We start from the raw sequence: 17,263 nt of genomic DNA on the forward strand, positions 1-17,263 counted from the left end.
TGCTGGTGCCGGTGCCGCCGGTGCCGGTGCCGTTCGGGCCGTGCGGTGATTCCGCACGCCCGGACCGGCGGGCGGTGGCCCGTGCGCCGGGCCCGTGCGCGGGGCCTACACGGTCACCGCGGTCAGCAGCACCACCGAGTCGACGTGGGCCAGCAGTCCGTGCCGTTCCTGCGGCACCGGGTGCAGCTGGCCCGCCGACAGCTCCTGGAGACGGCCGGCGATGGTCAGCGAGACCCGGCCGTGCAGCACCTGGAGGGAGGCGGCGACCGGCGCGTTGTGCTCGTCCAGCGAGGTGCCCGCGGTCAGCGCGATCACGGTCTGCCGCAGCACGCCGTCGTGCAGCACCAGGTGCGAGCTGCGCCCGTGCGGGCTCTCGGCCGCCCGGGCCGCGTGCTCCACGGCGACTTGTTCGAGATCGACCATCGCGCGTCCTCCAGGGCGGCCGGCCGGGGCCCTCGCGGCAGCCCCTCCGGCCCAGCGTCGCGGACGCGGTCGGCTCCCGCACCCGGAGGGGTCCCGCGTGCGGAGGAGTTCGGCGTGCGAGGGCCGCCGAGTGCACCGATGGTGGATGCATGGCGACCAACGAGAGTTTCTTCAACGGATTCCAGCTCAACCGCCCGCTGCTGGCCGGCGGCGCCGTGCTCACGGGCATCGGCGCGGTGCTCAGCGTGGCCGGGACGGTGATGGTGTGCGCGGCACTGGCCACGGCCGGCCGCAACTGGATGCGGAGCATGGACACCCCGCCGTCGGCCCTGGCCCAGAAGGCCATCCACGACGCGAAGGTGGCCTCGGCGGCGGGGTGGGAGGCATGGCGCTCCGAGCACGCCGCGTCCCCCAACTGACCGGCCGGCGGCGGGCCGCCGTGGGGGCGGCCCGCCGCCGCCGACACCCATAGACGACGCCCGGACCATCGAACGACGCCCGTACCCTCGAACGACGCCCGTACCCTCGAACGACGTCCGGGGTTGAGGGCCTGTTCGAGGACGGGCCCTCTACAGGCCGAGCGACTTGGCGATGATGCTGCGCATCACCTCGCTGGTGCCGCCGTAGATCCGGAACACCCGGTTGTCGGTGTAGAGGCGGGCGATCGGGTACTCCAGGATGTAGCCGTAGCCGCCGTGCAGCTGAAGGCACTTGTCGATCACGCCGGACGCCGACTCGGTACAGAAGAGCTTCGCCGCGGCCGCGTCCGCGACGGTCAGCCCGCCGTGCTGGTAGAGCTCCAGCGCGCGGTCGACCATCGACTGCTGGGCCACCACCTGGGCCTCGCAGTCGGCCAGCGTGAACTTGGTGTTCTGGAACTCGGCCACCGTCTTGCCGAAGACCTTGCGGTCCTTGACGTACTGGACGGCGAACCGGACCGCCGCCGCCGAGGCCGCGTACGCGCCGACCGCGATCGCCAGCCGCTCCTGCACCAGGTTGTGGGTCAGGTAGGAGAAGGCCCTGCCCTCCTCGCCCAGCAGGTTCTCCACCGGCACCCTGACGTCGCTGAACGCCAGCTCGGCCGTGTCCGAGGTGCGCAGGCCGATCTTCTGCAGCTTGCGGCCGACCGTGTAGCCCTCGGAGGCCGTGTCCACGCAGAGGATCGAGAGGCCGGCCCGGCGGTTCTCCGGGTCGTGGGGGGATGTCCGGCAGATCACCAGGACGAGGTCCGCGAGCACCCCGCCGGTGATGAAGGTCTTGGCGCCGTTGAGGACGTAGTGCGTGCCGTCCTCGGAGAGCCTGGCGGTGGTGGTGATGCCCGCGAGGTCGGAACCCGCGCCGGGCTCGGTCATCGCGATGGCCGTCATGATGTCGCCGGAGACGAAACCGGGCAGCCACCGCTGCTTCTGCTCCTCGGTGGCGTACTCCAGCAGGTACGGCAGCACCAGGCCGGTGTGCACGCCGGAGGAGCCGAAGCTGACGCCCGCGCGGGCGGTCTCCTCGGCGACGACCGCCTGGTACTTGAACCCGCTCTCGCCGGCGCCGCCGTACTCCTCCGGCACCTCGATGCCGTAGATGCCGAGCGCGCCGAGTTGGCGGTAGAAGTCGCGCGGCGGGTGGCCGTCGGCCTCCCAGCTCTCGTAGACGGGCACGACCTCGTTGGCGATGAAGTCCCGGATGGTCTCCCGGAAGGCCTCGTGGTCCTCGGTGAACACGGTGCGGCGCACGACGGCGCTCCCTTCGGTGGTACCAGGTGATCGCTCCACAAGTTATTCCCGGGTAGCTTCGGCTGTCCAGGGTGGGAAGACCGTGATTCTCCCATGATCAATGCTGGTATTGCGGGCATCGGGGCCGGTGAAGTGAATCCTTGCTAGCCTGTGTACGACGTGAACGACAGCTGGGGCGAGGGGGTGGCGGCATGGTGGTGCGACGGCCGCCCGCGCCGGCCCGGCAGGCGCAGATCCTGGCCGTGGCCGCCGAGCGCTTCCACCGCAGCGGGTACCACCAGGTGTCGATGACGGAGGTCGCCGCCGGGGTGGGCATCACCGCGCCCGCCCTCTACCGGCACTTCCGGGGCAAGCCCGAGCTGCTCGACCGGGTCGTGCGGCTGGGCCTGGGCGAGCTGACCGCGGCGCTCCACGCGGCCGGCTCCACGGAGGCCGTCGGCGCCGCGCTGGCCGCGGTCGCGGTCGGGCACCGGCCGCTCGGCACGCTGATGCAGCGCGACGCCCGGCTGCTGCCGCCGGACCGCCGGGCCGCGCTCCGTGGCGAGCTGCGCGCGGACGCCGCCCTGATGGCCGGGGTGCTCCGCGCCGAGCGGCCCGAACTGCCGCTGGTGGATGCTGAGTTCCTCTGCTGGTCGGCGCTCTCGGTCTGCTCGGGCCTGTCCTACCAGTCGGCCGTGCCGCAGCCGCGCCGGGCCGAGCGGCTGTTGCGCGAGCTGGTGGCGGCGGTGCTCGCGGTGTCGCTGGACGGCGCCGCCCCGGACCCCCGGACGGCCTCCGCCGTCGCCGGGCCGCGGCCGCAACCGCGCCGGGAGGAGCTGCTCGCGGCGGCGGTCCGGCTCTTCCACCGGCACGGGTTCGACAACGTCAGCACCGACCAACTCGGCGCCGAGGTCGGCATTTCGGGGCCCAGCGTGTACCGCCACTTCGACAGCAAGCAGCAGCTGCTGGCCGCCTCGCTGGTGCGCAGCCGGGAGCGGCTCTGGCACGAGGTGGCGGGGGCGATCGACGCGGCGGCCGGGCCGGCGGCGGCGCTGGAGGCCGGGCTGGCCGCGTACGTGGGGTTCGCCCGGCACAACGGCGACTACCTGGGCGCGATGCTGAGCGAGACCGAGCGGCTGGCCGCACCGGACCGGCGGGCCGCGGTGGACTTCCGGCGGGACTTCCTGCGGACCTGGGTCGACCTGCTCCGCCGGGTGTGCCCGGAGTGCGACGCGGCGGAGGCCCGGATCCGGGTTCACGCGCTGTTCGCCCTGGTCAACGACGGTGTGCGGAACCGCCCGTACAGCGAGCGGCCGGACCTCGGCGACTGCCTGCGGCGGCTGGGCCGGGCTGTCCTGGGCGTGCCCGCGCAGACGTGAGCGGGGGTGCCCGCCCCCGCGTACGGGGGGCGGGCACCCGGGCCCGGCCGCGCCGGGCGATGCGCGGGGGGCGTTCCGGGGGCTTCCGGGTACTCGCGCTCCCGGGTGCTCGTGCTCCCGTGAGCTCCCCGGGTGCTCCTAGGAGAAGACGTGCGGGTACACCTTGGCGGCGAGGTTGCCGTTGCCCTGCAGGGCGCCGATGTCGCCGCCGTTGCCGGTGACGGCGAGGCCGTTGTTCTGGTTGGCGGCACCCGAACCGGTGGCCGTCTGCTGGGTGTTGACCACGTTGCCGACCACGTTGCCGATCACGTTGTTGGAGCCGGTGTTGCTCACGACGCTGCTGTTGGAGTGGTGGTCGGCGCCGGCGCCGTTGTCGGCGTGCGCGGTGGCGGCACCGACGCCGACGAGGAGGAAGGCCCCGAGGGCGGTGACGGCGGCGGCTGCGCGGATACGGGACACGTTGGTCTCCCTGAAGGGTGGTGTGCGAAAAATGGCGCTTCCCGGAGTGGCCGCTCCGTGGCGCCGTTGCCTGACGTCGCACGACCAGCATTCATCAGCGCCGTGGACGAACTCCACCGAACGGGTGGCAATTCGCCCGATGGTGTCATGGAGGCGGCAGGTCCGAAGCGTCCGGAGGAGGCGCACCGGGTTACGCAAACCGGGCCAGATCCGCCCGTATGCAGCGGAGTTGGCACACCCGGAGGGAGTAGGCCGGGCCCGCCGGGCGGCCCTCGCGGTCAATGCCGGGTTGACCGGCCCCTGGTCACCAGAAAGAAATGGTCGCCGGATAGTCGCACTGGCACACTGGGGACCCATGTCTGAAGGTCTCCCGCCCGACCCCGTGCCCGCCGAGGATCTGCGTACGACCGAGGTCGATCTCGGCGGACTGGTGAACGTCCTCGCCACCCACCTCTACTCCACCCCGCTGGTCGCCCTGCGCGAACTCGTCCAGAACGCCCACGACTCGCACACCCGGCGCCTGCTGGAGGACCCGGACGGCGACCACCGGCCGCTGATCCGGGTGCGGGCCGACGCGGACCGGCGCACCGTCAGCATCGAGGACACCGGCGCCGGCCTCACCGAGCCGGAGATCCACGCCTACCTCGCCACCGTCGGCACCGGCTACACCCGGATGCTGCGCGAACTGACCGGCAACGAGGAGCTGATCGGCGCCTTCGGCCTCGGCTTCCTCTCCGCCTTCTCGGTCGCCGGCCAGGTCACCGTCACCACCACCTCGCACCGCGAGCCGCTGCTCGGCCACCGCTACCGCAGCTTCGGCGGCGAGCAGTACAGCGTCGAGCCGGCGGCCCCGCGGCCCGGTGGCGGCACCGTCGTCGAACTGTCGCTGAAGAACGAACACGCCCACCTCGCCGACGAGCACGCGCTGCGCGAGGTGCTCGGCCGGTACTGCGTGCTGCTGCCGATCCCGGTCTACGTCGGCGACGACGAGCAGCCCGTCAACGCCGTCCCGGTGCCCTGGCGCCAGCCCTCCGACGGCGACCAGCACGCCGCCCGGATGCGGTTCGCCACCGCCTTCGGCCGCCGCTTCGAACCGCTCACCGCCTTCCCCGTCCACCCCGCCGGGGGCGACAGCGACGCCGCAGGACTGCTCTGGGTCCAGGACGGCGGCACGTACGGCAGCAGCGACAACCGCGACCTCGCCGTCTACCTCCGCGGCATGCTGCTCGCCGACGACGCCCGCGACCTGCTGCCCGGCTGGGCCGGGTTCATCGGCGGCGTGGTCGAGTCCAGCCGGCTCACCCCCACCGCCAGCCGCGAGGACCTCCAGCGCGACGAGCACTACCGCGCACTCCAGCGGACCCTCACCGACGCCGTCGTCGACGGCCTCTACGAGACCGCCCGGCTGCGGCCCGCCGTCTGGCGGCGCATCCTCGCCCGCCACGGCCAGGACCTGCTCGGCGCCGCGCTCTGCGACGACCGGCTCTTCACCCTGCTCGCCGACGACGTGCCGGTGCCCACCTCGCAGGGCGACCTGACGGCCGGCGCGCTGCGGGCCGCCGGCGGCGGCGCCGTGCACGTCGCGCTCGGCAGCAGTGGCGGCTTCGAGGAGATGCTCTACCGGGCGATGCAGGTGCCGATCGCGCGCGGCGACCGCTACGCCGTGCTGCCGTTCCTGCGCCGCTACGCCCAGCTGCGGGACTGCCGGATCGTCGAACTGGGCAGCGAGCGCGGCAACCGCGAGCTGTTCCGCGACCCGGAGCGCCCGCTGCCCGCCGAGGAGGCCGCCTGGCTGGCCGGCGCCCTGGCCGACCCGGGCGAGCAGCTCGTCCCGGCCCGGTTCGAGCCGGCCGGCCTGCCGCTCGTCCTCGTCCCCGACCGGGAGGCCGAGCTGAAGGCCCGGATCGAGGACGACCAGGCGGACGCCCGGATCCCGTCCGCCGCACTGCGGCTGGCCCGGGCGTTCACCGCCCGCACCGACGGCGAGGTCAAGGCCCGGCTCTACCTCAACCTGGCCAGCCCGGCCGTCCAGGACCTGCTCACCGCCTACCGCGACGGGCACACCGGCAGCGCCACCGCCGCCGGGCTGCTCCGCTCGCTCAAGGTGATCATGGCGGCGGCCTCGGCCGGCGGGGGCGGCGGCGACCTCACCGGGGCACTGGCCGGTATCGGCACCGCGGTCTCCGCCCTGACCGCCGCCGTCCCGGCCGGCCTGCCGGGCGTCCCGGACAGCCCGGGCGGCCTCACGGACGAGGGCTGAGCGGGGCGCGGTCCGGGCCGGCCGGGACGGCCGCCGGCGGACCCGCGAACGGAATGTCAGAGGCCCCGGCCACACTGCCGACCAGCACGGCGCACGACCCGCAAGGGGGAGACGGAAGCGGCATGAGCGAGCGAATCAACGGAAGGCGCACGCCGGGCGGGGCAACCGCCGGACGAAGCGAGGTGGGCGCATGAGCACCGACATCTGGGCCTGGGTACGCGAAACCCACGAGCAACTGGCCGAGGCCGGCCACCGGCGGCTGGCCGACGCCGTCTACGAGCTCCCCGGCCACGCCAACGAGGGGCGCAACGAGCAGCTCGACGCCGTCTACCCGGAGGCCCTGGCCGCCGCCCGGTCGCTCGGCCTGCCCTGGGTCGAGGTCTACCTGCGGCACTGGCGGATGCAGAACCTGCTGAACAAGCGCCACCAGGGCGAGCAGGCCCTGCCCGAGGCGGTCGACCTGCTGGAGTTCGCCCACCGCGAGGAGACCGCCGACTGCCCGCAGTCGGTCTGCGTGGTGCAGGACTTCGCGATCTGCCACGCCCGGGTCGACGGCCCCGGCTACGTGCCCGAGCGGCTCGCCGTGCTGAGCGAGACCCTGGAACGGATCGAACCGTCCCGGGCCTGCTTCGACTGCCTCTCCCGGGAGTACTCCGACGCCCTGGAGGACGACGGCCGCCCGGGCGAGGCGCTCGGCCACCTGGACACCGCCGCCGCCCGGATGCAGGCGGCCGGCCAGCGGCTCTCGCTCCACTTCCACCACGCCCGGGCCGGCACCCTGCACCTGCTCGGCCGCCACGAGGAGGTGCTGACCCTGCTCGACACCTCCGAGCAGGCCGAACGTGCCCGCGGCCGGGAGATCGACGACAGCGACCGGCGCTGGGGCGCCCTCGCGCGGGCCCGCGCGCTCGCCTCCCTCGGCCGCACCGAGGAGGCGCTCGCGCTGCTGCCGGGCCTGGAGGAGGCCGAGCGCCACGCCGACCTGCGGTCCGCCTGGACGGAGACCGTCGAGCTGCTGGTCGCGGCCGGCGCGTGGGAGAACGACGCCGAGCTGGGCGCCGCCGTGGCCGGCTGGGCCGGCTACCTCGACGGCGCCGGATCGCACCGCCCCTGTGTCAACCTGCTGCTCGCCGCCGGGCGGCTCGCCCTGGCCCGCCACGCCCGCACCGTCGCCCTCACCCTGGCCGCCACCGGCGAACGCAAGCTCACCCAGCTGCGCCGCACGGACGGCGTCGCCGAGGAGGTCGCCGCGCTGCGGGCCGCCGCCGAGGCGCTGCCCGTCCCGGCGCTGGCCGTTCCGCCGGCCGGGCTGCTCGCGTACCTCGGCGCGGCGGGCGTGCCCGTCGAGACCGGCGCCGACCTGCTCGCCGCCGCCCTGGACCAGTGCCGGCAGGGGCGGACCGGCCGGGGGCAGGCCGACGCCACCGAGCTGGCGGTGCAGCTGGCCGGGGTGCTGGGCGGCCTCGGCCACGCCCGGGCCGCCGCCGACCTGCTCTGGGAGCAGCTGGACGCCGACCCGGCGCACGAGCAGCTGGGCGGCATGCTCGGCAGCGCCCTGATCGAGGCCCGGGACGAGGACGGCGTGCGCCGCCTGGCCGACCGGCTGGCGTCGACCGGCCCGGCCGGCGGCCACTGGGTCCGGGCCCGCTGGGCCGCCGCCGAGGGCCGCTGGGCCGAGGCGGTCGAGCTCTGCGAGGCGATCCTGGACGCCCACCCGGACCGGATCAACACCCGACGGCTGGCCGCCGCCGCGGCCACCGAGCTGGGCGACCACACGCGTGCGCAGCGGTTCCACCAGGAGATCCTGGTGCACGCGCTGCCCGCCGAGGGCACACCGGAGGAGGAGCGGCACCGCACCGTCCAGGAGCCGGACCTCTGGCACCTGATCACCGCCGCCACCGCCAACCGGGACTGGGTGGTGGTCCGTTCCACCGGCGCCCTGCTCGGCCTGGACTTCGACGAGCCCGAGGGCCCGGTGGACGAGGAGTGGCAGCTGGTGACCGTCCGGGCCACCCGGACCAACGGCGCCACCGTCGACCTCCCGGCCGTCCGGACCGGACCGGCCACCGCCCGCATCCTGCCGGTGCTCGGCGACGACGTGACGCTCAACCACGGCGACGTGGTGGTCTTCGCCCCGGCGCTGCTGGAGGAGCCGCCCGCCGAGGACGCGCCGGAGGAGGAGCGGCGGCGCTGGCGCCCGGTGTTCGCGCTGCTCACCCTGCTCGACCCGGCCGGCTACACCACCTACTGGGTGGACGGCGGCTGGCCCGGCGACGAGGCCTGGGCCGTGCTGCGCGGGGAGCTGCAGGAGGCCGGCTACGCGGTCTGGGCGTACAGCGGGGAGCAGTACAGCATCACCGACCCCGCCGACGACGGCGCCCTCCTGCCCGGTGTCTACGCCGCCGTCGGGGTGCCGCCCACGGCGCACGCCGCCGAGGCCGACGCCCTGCTGCACCGGCTCACCCGCGGCTGGCCGCACCCCCTCGCCTGGCTGGACCTGGCCAAGGCGGCGGGCGCGGACACCGGCCGGCACGAGGAGGTCATCGAGCGGTACGGGCTGTAGCGCGGAAGCGGGCCGGGCCCGGGGCAGGCCCCCTGCGCCGGGCCCGGGCAGACCTCCTGGTTTAGACGTACTTGGCGAATGCTTTACTGTTTCTTTGCCAAGAGTCGACCTCCAGGAGTGTCTGCCCCGTGACCAGCCTCGCCCTCGGCCCGTCCTGGCTCGATCCGACCCAGCTGATCTCCACGTTCGGGCCGATCGGCATCATGGCCATCGTCTTCGCCGAGTCCGGCCTGCTGATCGGCTTCTTCCTCCCCGGGGACTCGCTCCTCTTCACCACCGGCCTGCTGCTGGCCGGCGGCACCTACCTGCACCAGCCGCTCTGGCTGGTCTGCGCGCTGATCGTGGCCGCCGCGGTGGCCGGGGACCAGGTCGGCTACCTCTTCGGCCGCAAGGTCGGGCCGAGCCTGTTCCGGCGCCCCGACTCCCGGCTGTTCAAGCAGGAGAACGTGGAGAAGGCCGCCGCCTTCTTCGACCGGCACGGACCCAAGGCGATCGTGCTGGCCCGCTTCGTGCCGATCGTGCGGACCTTCACCCCGATCGTCGCCGGGGTGAGCAGGATGAACTACCGCACCTTCGTCGTCTTCAACGTCGTCGGCGGCGTCCTCTGGGGCGCCGGCGTCACCGTGCTCGGCTACTACCTCGGCCGGATCCCGTTCGTCCGGGACAACATCGAGGCGATCCTGGTCGGCATCGTGCTGGTCTCGGTGGTACCGGTGGCGGTCGAACTCCTGCGCGCCCGCCGGGCCGGCACGTCCGCCCAGGCCCACCACCGCGCCGGGTAGGCGCCCGGAGGCCCCGGCGCCCGCCGCGACGTACATGTGCGTCCGGCAGTTCGATCAGGCAAGGTGTAACCCGAGATCGAACGGCGGCCCGGTGACCCCGGCGCCACCAGGGGCGGCAAGGAGCGGAAGTGCCTAAGCGGGGCCGACCGGGCGGAGGCAGGCGGGCCAGGGGCGGCAAGGGGGCCCGGCAGGCGCGTCAGACGCGTCCGGCACCGGGATCGCAGCCGCTCCACCCCTCCGACGCGCCACCCACCGAGGGCCTGCTCGGCCACCCCGCCCCGGCCGTCGAGCCGACCACGGTGATCCCGCTCGTCCCGCCCGTCACGGAGACCAAGGGACTGCTGAGCCCGGAGTCCGCCGCCGAACCCGGGCGTGCGCCCGTCGACGCGAAGCCGGGGCCCGCCGACGCGGGGTCCGGCCCGGTGACGGTGCGCCCCGGCCCGGCGACGGTGGAGTCCGGCCCGGCGACGGTGGAGGAGCCCGAGCGACCCGCCCCCGTCCACCGCCGGCGGTCGGTCGCCGAGGACACCCTCACCCCCGAGGAATGGCAGGCGGCCGGCTACACCCCGCCCACCGGCACCGCCGTGCCGGCCCTCCAGCCCGGTGCCCCCGGCGAGGCGCCCTGGCCGGACCGGATGCGCACCCTGCTGCGCACCCCGATGACCGAGCGCCCGGCCTTCGAACGCACCGCGCGCGAGCTGCACCCCTCCGCCGCCCGGAACGTCCCGCGCATCCTCGACCTGACGCTGCGGATCGGCGAACTGCTGCTGGCCAGCGGCGAGGCCGCCGAGGACGTCGAGGCGGCCATGCTCGGCATCGTCCACGCGTACCGGCTGGACCGCTGCGAGCCGCAGGTCACCTTCACCCTGATCGGCATCTCGCACCAGCCCTCGCTGGTCGAGCCGCCGGTCACCGCGGACCGGGTGGTGCGCCGCCGCACCTCCGACTACACCCGGCTGAACGCGGTGTACGAGCTGGTCGCCGACATCACCGCGGAGAAGGTCACCGTCAACGACGCGTACCGCCGCCTCGCCCTGATCCGCCGCAACCGGCACCCGTACCCGGCCTGGCTGCTCGCGCTGAACACCGGGCTGCTGGCCGGCGCGGCGACCTTCCTGGTCGGCGGGCGGATCGACGACAAGGGGTGGCTGGTCTTCGCCAGCGCCTTCATCGCGGCCGTCCTCGGCGACCGGCTGGCCTCGATGATCGCCCGCCGCGGCCTGCCGGAGTTCTACCAGTTCGTGCTGGCCGCGATGCCCGCGGCGGCCTCCGGCATCATCCTCTCCTTCAACGACTGGGACCTGCACGGTTCGGTGGTGATCACCGGTGGGCTGTTCGCGCTGCTGCCCGGGCGGGCCCTGGTGGCCGCCGTCCAGGACGGCCTGACCGGCTTCTACATCACGGCCGCGGCCCGCCTGCTCGAAGTGATCTACCTGGTGGCGGGCATCGTCATCGGCGTCATGCTGATCCTCTACCTCGGGGTCGGCTTCGAGGCCAAGCTCCGGCCGGACGAGAGCCTGGTCGGGGTGAACTACCCGCCGGTGCAGATGATCGCCGCGCTGGTGCTGACGCTGGCCTTCGCGATGCTGCTGCAGACCGACCGCCGCCTGCTCGGCATGGTCACCCTGAACAGCGGCATCGGCTGGTCCAGCTACGGCGTGCTGGTCTACAACGCGCAGGTCTCGCCGATCGTCGCCACCGGCGTGGCGGCCGGCCTGGTCGGCCTCTTCGGCCAGCTGATGGCCCGCTACCGGTACGGCTCCGCGCTGCCGTACGTCACCGCGGCGATCGGTCCGCTGATGCCGGGTTCGGCGCTCTACCTCGGCATGCTCTCCTTCGCCCAGGGCCACTCCGCCGCCGGCATCGTCCAGATCACCCGGGCCGCCGCGATCGCCCTGGCGCTGGCGATCGGGGTGAACCTCGGGGGCGAGATCGCCCGGCTCTTCATGAAGCTGCCGGCCGGCGCCGAACTGCTGCCGGCGCAGCCCGTCGTGCCGCGCCGGGCGGCCAAGCGCACCCGCGGCTTCTGACCGGCGGCGGGCCGGCCCCGGACCCGGCCCGGGCGTACGGACCCGGCGCCCAGCCCCCGGCGTACGGACCCGGCGTGCAGTCCCCGGCGTACGGACCCGGAGTCGGCCGCGGTCACCGGACCGCACGCCGTACTCGTTGGGCACGCCGTACTCGTTGGAGGGGTGTCGGCCGGGGACGGTACGCCGCACCCGCCGGACCGGTGGCGGCCCGGGCCATGTCGCGGCCCGCATGACGCAGGACCAGGAACGAAGGTAAGACGCATGACCACACTGCTGGACGGCTACCGCGAGCACATCGTCGCCGCGCACAAGCAACCGCTGTTCCTGCTGCTGGTCGGGTTCATCACCTCCTTCGTCTTCATCCGGTTCAGCGTGCGGATGATCAGGGCCCAGGTGCGCTGGTGGCCCGGCAACGTCACCCCCGGCGGACTGCACATCCACCACATGGTGTTCGGCCTGGGCTTCCTGCTGGTCGGCGGCATCGGGGTGTTCGCGACCTACGGCGGGCACCCCTGGATCGACGTGTTCGGGCTGCTCTTCGGCATCGGCTGCGGCCTGGTGCTGGACGAGTTCGCGCTGATCCTGCACCTGGACGACGTCTACTGGGGCGAGCAGGGCCGCAAGTCGGTGGACGCGGTGATCTTCGGCATCCTCTTCACCGCACTGCTGCTGGTCGGTTACGTGCCGCTCGGTGTGGTGCCCAGCCAGGAGACCAGGTGGGGGCTGGTCACGGTGATCTCGGTGAACATGCTGGTCTCCATGGTGGCCCTGCTCAAGGGCAAGGTGTGGACCGGCCTGCTCGGCATCATGGTGCCCGGCATCTCCTGGATCGGCGCGATCCGGCTGGCCCGGCCCAGCAGCCCCTGGGCGCGCTGGCGCTACGCGACGCGCCCGCGCCGCCGGGCGCGCGCGATCCGGCGCGAGCGCCGCCTGCACCGGCGTGCGGACATCGCCCGGACCTGGCTCTTCGACCTGATCGCCGGCGCCCCGGACAAGGTCCCGGCCAGCCACCCCGCCGCCCACCGGGTCGCCGAGCGGATGGCCGCCCGGGCCACCGCCCACCTCGACGCGCACGAGGCCCGCGCGCTGGCCCGGCGCTCCGCCCGGCTGGCCGACCGCCGCTCGGCCGCCGCCGCGGGGCCCGGCCCCGACACGGGCGCCGCCGACCACGGGACCCGCGAGCCCGGCACCCGGCGCGGAGCCCAGCAGCGCCGGCGGACCGTCCGGGCGGGGCGCAGCCGCACCTACGCGGTGGGCCCGACCGGCCTGGAGCCGCGGCCCGGCCGCCACCCCCACCTGCGGCCGCACACCCGCCGGATCCACCGGTAGTTCGCATGCCCTTTGCGCCCGGCCGGAGTTGAGGCCCGGTCGGATCATCCGACGGGTCACCCGGCCGGCCGTGCGGGCTTGGAACGGGAAAGCCGCCCGGCTTGAGAACATGGCGATGCGTAAACGATTTGTCATGTGATGGGACGCTTTGCCGGGCCTGTGCAACCAACCGACCACCCGGCGGCGGCCCCTCCCGGACCCTGAGAAGGGATGTCTCGTGGTGCGCAGGCTGCTGCCGACCCTCCTGTTGTCCCTCACCGCCCTGCTCGGGCTGATCCCCGCCGCCGCGGCCCTCCCCGCCGCCGCGGCCCTCCCCGCCGACCCGGACCGGGCCCCGGGCGCCACGGCGGCCGACGAGGCGCACCCCTCCGCCGAGTCCGTCGACCGCGCCCGCGCCGAGGCCGACCGCCGGGCCGCCACGGTCACCGCCGTCGAGGCCGGGCTCACCGCCGCCAAGGCCGAACTCGACCGGACCGGCCGGGTCGCCGAACAGGCCGTGGAGGCCTACAACGGCGCCCAGCTCGCGCTCACCCGCGCCCGCGCCGAGGAGTCCGCCGCGATCGGCCGGGCCGCCTCCGCCGAGGCCGACCGGGCCGGGGCGGCCGAAGACGCCGCCGCGCTGGCCGCCGAAACGTACCGCCAGGGCGCCACCGCCGAACTCTCCGCCATCAACGCCCTGATCGGCGCCCGCGGACCGCGCGAGGCCGGCGACCAGGCCGCCGTGGTCGGCGTGGCCAGCGACCGCACCCGGCAGATCCTCGACGCGGCCACCTCCACCGCCGCCGCCGCGACCCGGGCCTCGGCCGCCGCGCGCGCCGCGACCGAGGCGGCGGAGAAGGCCGCGGCCGAGGTCGGAGCGGCCCGGGACCGGGCGGAGTCACGGCTCGCCGCCCAACAGGACCAGGTGGTCACCACCGGCCGGCGCCGCGAACAGCTCCTCACCGAGCTAGCCGCCGCCCGCCACACCACGGTCGAGCTGGAGCGGCAGCGGCGCGAGGCGCTGGAGGCGATCGCCGCCCGCGAGGCCGAGGCCGCCGCCCGGGCCGCCGCCGAGAAGGCCGCGGCCGAACAGGAGGCGGCGGAGAAGGCCGCCGCGAAGACCGCCGGGGGAGCCACGACCGTACCGCCGCCGGCCGGGCGCCCGTGGTCGGAGGAGGGCGCGGCCGCTGCCGTCGCCTTCGCCCGCTCCAAGATCGGACTGCCGTACATCTGGGGCGGTGAGGGTCCCGACGGCTACGACTGCTCGGGGCTGACCATGATGGCCTGGCGTCAGGGCGGCCGGCAGCTCAACCACTTCGCCGCCGACCAGTACGCCCAGAGCACCCCGATCGGCTACCGCCGGCTCCGCCCCGGCGACCTCGTCTTCTGGACCGACACCGGCCGCGCCGCCGACATCCACCACGTAGGCCTCTACATCGGCGACGACCAGATGATCGAGGCCCCGCGCGCGGGCATGCCGGTCAAGCAGGCCAGCCTCTGGATCATGGGCGCACCGGACTTCTACGCCCGCCCGTGACGGCGCCGGGCCGGCGCGTAGGTTCTCAGACTTTCTTGCGCTTTCTCGCGAACTCTTCGCCTTGATTGCGCGCACGAAAGATGAGCGGGACAGCGCTGTGGTACGGGCCGGTACAGAGCCAACTATCCCCCGACCAGGTCCCGGGCGGTGCCTGCGACGGCTGGGCCGATGCTCGTCGGCAGGTGGCTGATGACGAGTGCGATGGCCTGCTCTGCGGTGTCGGCTTCGCCGATCACCGTTCCCCGGTCGGGACCGCACACTCGGTATCGCCCGTCACGCAGCGGATCGACGAACGGCACTACCCAGGTGAATGGGTATCCGGTGCAGGTGGTGAAGTGAAGGGACCAGTGGCTGGTGAAGGGATAGAGCTGCCTGAGCTTCGGCTCGGCATGAGCGGCTTCCACCAGATCGCGGACCGTGGGGAACGGAATGTCCTCCCGCATCTCCTCCCGCAGGAGGCGCCACTTCACAGTGACAGCGTCAGCAGGGCCGCGTTCGTGGGCCTCGGCGAGTTCACTGAAGGTGACGAACGCGCAGAGACCGCGAAGTTCGTGCAGGGTTGCCCCCGCTCGCCAGGCCGTGGCGGCCTTCGCCACCTCCTGGAGGTCTTGTGTTGCGCCGTGGATGAGCCTGACGCCCTGGCTCCAGCCTTCGATGATGAACCATCGTTCCTGAGAGCCGAGGCGGATCGAGAGTGGCTCACGACCGCCGGCTGGGCCGGGGACTGTCCAGTTGTCATCCGAGTCGTTCCGCTGAACCGGGCCGAGGTCGAGGCCGAGGTCGGCGGCGACCTGTTCCAACGCGGCGGTGAGACCGCCTGCGGCGGCCAGGTCTGGATACAGATCGGGGTTGGGCCCCTTGGGCGGAACGGCGGCATTGTCGGAGGACTCAAGGCTCATCGGGGCAGTCTGACGGCTTCCCGCAGGTTCGGTCATCCGCGAGTTCGTGCGACAGCGGACTGCTGGACGGCGGTGCCCCAGTCGGAGTCAGCGGCAGAGATCCATGATCGTGTCGTCGAAGCCGGGGAACTCCAGGGTCGCTTGCCCGATGACGGCAGTGGGCAGCTGCTGCCGTCAGCTCCGCAAGATCAATGCGACAACCCGCAACAGCCCAGCTCACGCCGAAGCCGAATGAAGATCACGAGTGGAACCTACACCGGCGTGCAGGTTCGCGGATTTCGTGGCCACATCTCACGAGCGATGGCCAAGCGATGGCATATCTGACACGAATCTGAGACTGGCAGGTCAAGCCGCCCACTCGTATGGGTGATTGGGCTCTGATGCTGGTGCCCTGGCAGAAGCCCGCTGACACCGTGGGCTCACGGGGCATCGCTCGCGGGTTCGGGGGTGTGCGGTGGGGGAGATCGCCGCGACGGTGAGAGGAAGCGACCGTCCAAGCCGTGAGACAGCGGGAAGCTGCTCAGCGCCTCGTCTCGTACCTGGTCATGACCACGCCGCCGGGAAACGTCCGCGTCTCCACCAGGTTCAGGTTCACCCAGCTGTCCAGCGCGGTGAAGAACGGCGTGCCGCCGCCCACCAGGACCGGATGGGCGGCGATCACGTACTCGTCGATCAGCCCGGCGCGCATGGCCGCCCCGGCGAGCGTTGCGCCGCCGATGTTCATGGGGCCGCCGTCCTCGGCCTTGAGCCGGGTGATCTCGGCGATCGCGTCGCCGGTGACCAGGCGGGTGTTCCAGTCGACCTCGTCGATCGTCGAGGAGAACACCACCTTCGGCGTGTCCCGCCAGTTCCGCGCGAACTCGATCTCCGCCGGGGTGGCGTCGGGCTGCTGGTCGCCGGTCGGCCAATAGGAGCTCATCGTCTCCCACAGCTTGCGCCCGTACAGCGACAGGCCACTCGCCTGCTCCTGGTCGAGCCACCACTGGAACAGCTCGTCGCTCGGCGGACCGCTCCAGCCGATGTCGTCCCCGGCCGCGGCGATGTAGCCGTCCAGGGTCAGGTTCATGCCGTAGATCAGTTTCCGCATGGCCCAGCCTTCCGTTCGTGGGTGTCCGGTGTATGGACCAGCGTGGCGCGGGAAACTCATCGGTGCGCGATCTGGGCTCGCCGGTAGTCCTCGTGCTCGGGGCTCGGCGTGGTGTACTCGGCCCGCCCGGCGCGTTCCCCGGTCCGGGTTGCCGGAGGGGTGGAGGGGCAGGACTGTCGGAGGGGGTCGGCCGTCGGAGGGCCGGAGTGTCGGAGGCCCGTCGTACGATGGCCGCCCCTGAAAGGAGCCCGGGATGAGGCTGCGCAACGTCGAGCCGGAGGATGTCGGCGCCTACGTCAGGATGCGGTGCGACCCGGTGATGATGGCCGATCTGGGCGGTCCCCTCCCGGTGGAGGGCATCGCGGACAAGGTCCGGCGGGACGCCGAGGCCGCCGCGGCGGACCGGTCGTGGATCAAGATGATCGTCCCGGACGGGGTCGCGCCGGGCGAGGTGGCCGGGTGCGTCATGCTCTGGTCGCAGGAGGAGGACGGCACGGCCTACTCCGAGATCGGCTGGATGGTGCTGCCGGAGTTCCAGGGGCGCGGCCTCGGCAAGGCGGCCGTCCGGACCGTGCTCGACGAGGCGGTCCGGGACGGCCGCTGGGGTGCGGTGCACGCGCATCCGGCCGTCACCAACGGGCCGTCCAACGGGATCTGCCACACCCTCGGGTTCCGGCTGGCCGGCGAGCGGGAGGTCGACTTCGCGGGCCGGCTGCTGCGGGTCAACCACTGGGTGCTCGATCCCGGGCACGGCGCTCCGGGCGGGGCGCCCCGCCCGTGATCACCGGCCCGCGGCAGAGCGGAGCCCCCGGCGCGCGCACCGGCCCGTG

14 protein-coding genes are annotated in these 17,263 nt (G+C 73.7%); 9 read left to right on the plus strand and 5 right to left on the minus strand.

What is annotated here, in order from left to right:
* Nucleotides 1-105: 105 nt before the first annotated feature.
* A complete protein-coding gene (locus tag C2142_RS21465; RefSeq protein WP_148644156.1) occupies nt 106-423 on the minus strand; it encodes a cupin in 318 nt (105 codons plus the stop codon).
* 149 nt (nt 424-572) lie between these two features.
* On the opposite strand from C2142_RS21465, the gene C2142_RS21470 reads away from it, so the two are divergent.
* The gene (locus tag C2142_RS21470) at nt 573-842 is read left to right on the plus strand and encodes a hypothetical protein (protein ID WP_148644157.1); all 270 of its coding nucleotides are present in this window, start codon (nt 573-575) and stop codon (nt 840-842) included.
* A 150-nt stretch (nt 843-992) separates the two neighbouring features.
* Here C2142_RS21470 and C2142_RS21475 read toward each other — a convergent pair whose 3' ends face one another.
* Entirely contained in the window at nt 993-2,150 is a 1,158-nt protein-coding gene (locus C2142_RS21475) for an acyl-CoA dehydrogenase family protein (RefSeq protein ID WP_174315674.1), read from the minus strand.
* A gap of 191 nt (nt 2,151-2,341) precedes the next feature.
* On the opposite strand from C2142_RS21475, the gene C2142_RS21480 reads away from it, so the two are divergent.
* Nucleotides 2,342-3,508 carry a TetR/AcrR family transcriptional regulator gene (locus C2142_RS21480; protein WP_148644158.1) on the plus strand — a complete coding sequence of 389 codons (1,167 nt, stop codon included), beginning with the start codon at nt 2,342-2,344 and terminating at the stop codon, nt 3,506-3,508.
* Nucleotides 3,509-3,646: 138 nt separating this feature from the next.
* On the opposite strand, the gene C2142_RS21485 is transcribed toward C2142_RS21480, so the two are convergent.
* Complete coding sequence (locus C2142_RS21485) at nt 3,647-3,967, minus strand: hypothetical protein (protein ID WP_148644159.1); 321 nt, start codon at nt 3,965-3,967, stop codon at nt 3,647-3,649.
* Nucleotides 3,968-4,322: 355 nt separating this feature from the next.
* Between C2142_RS21485 and C2142_RS21490 the strand changes: the two genes are divergently transcribed.
* The 6 genes from C2142_RS21490 to C2142_RS21515 all read left to right on the plus strand — a co-directional run bounded on the left by C2142_RS21490 (nt 4,323) and on the right by C2142_RS21515 (nt 14,447).
* Entirely contained in the window at nt 4,323-6,227 is a 1,905-nt protein-coding gene (locus tag C2142_RS21490) for an ATP-binding protein (RefSeq protein WP_148644160.1), read from the plus strand.
* A gap of 190 nt (nt 6,228-6,417) precedes the next feature.
* Nucleotides 6,418-8,790, plus strand: coding sequence for a hypothetical protein (locus C2142_RS21495; protein WP_148644161.1), 2,373 nt, complete (start codon nt 6,418-6,420; stop codon nt 8,788-8,790).
* 128 nt (nt 8,791-8,918) lie between these two features.
* Nucleotides 8,919-9,572: a VTT domain-containing protein gene (locus tag C2142_RS21500; RefSeq protein ID WP_148644162.1), complete on the plus strand. Its 654-nt coding sequence runs from the start codon at nt 8,919-8,921 to the stop codon at nt 9,570-9,572.
* Nucleotides 9,573-9,700: 128 nt separating this feature from the next.
* A complete protein-coding gene (locus tag C2142_RS21505; protein WP_241002708.1) occupies nt 9,701-11,602 on the plus strand; it encodes a threonine/serine exporter family protein in 1,902 nt (633 codons plus the stop codon).
* Nucleotides 11,603-11,863: 261 nt separating this feature from the next.
* Nucleotides 11,864-12,931 (plus strand): hypothetical protein, encoded by a 1,068-nt coding sequence (locus tag C2142_RS21510; RefSeq protein WP_194235797.1) that lies wholly within the window; start codon nt 11,864-11,866, stop codon nt 12,929-12,931.
* A 217-nt stretch (nt 12,932-13,148) separates the two neighbouring features.
* Complete coding sequence (locus C2142_RS21515; RefSeq protein ID WP_148644163.1) at nt 13,149-14,447, plus strand: C40 family peptidase; 1,299 nt, start codon at nt 13,149-13,151, stop codon at nt 14,445-14,447.
* A 122-nt stretch (nt 14,448-14,569) separates the two neighbouring features.
* Here C2142_RS21515 and C2142_RS21520 read toward each other — a convergent pair whose 3' ends face one another.
* A complete protein-coding gene (locus C2142_RS21520; protein WP_174315675.1) occupies nt 14,570-15,346 on the minus strand; it encodes a DUF6193 family natural product biosynthesis protein in 777 nt (258 codons plus the stop codon).
* A gap of 520 nt (nt 15,347-15,866) precedes the next feature.
* Nucleotides 15,867-16,433 carry a dihydrofolate reductase family protein gene (locus C2142_RS21525; RefSeq protein ID WP_148644164.1) on the minus strand — a complete coding sequence of 189 codons (567 nt, stop codon included), beginning with the start codon at nt 16,431-16,433 and terminating at the stop codon, nt 15,867-15,869.
* Between the two features lie 253 nt (nt 16,434-16,686).
* On the opposite strand from C2142_RS21525, the gene C2142_RS21530 reads away from it, so the two are divergent.
* Nucleotides 16,687-17,214: a GNAT family N-acetyltransferase gene (locus tag C2142_RS21530; RefSeq protein ID WP_148644165.1), complete on the plus strand. Its 528-nt coding sequence runs from the start codon at nt 16,687-16,689 to the stop codon at nt 17,212-17,214.
* The last annotated feature ends 49 nt before the right edge of the window (nt 17,215-17,263 follow it).

It is taken from the genome of Streptomyces sp. CB01881 (assembly GCF_002953255.1).
Taxonomy (GTDB): domain Bacteria; phylum Actinomycetota; class Actinomycetes; order Streptomycetales; family Streptomycetaceae; genus Kitasatospora.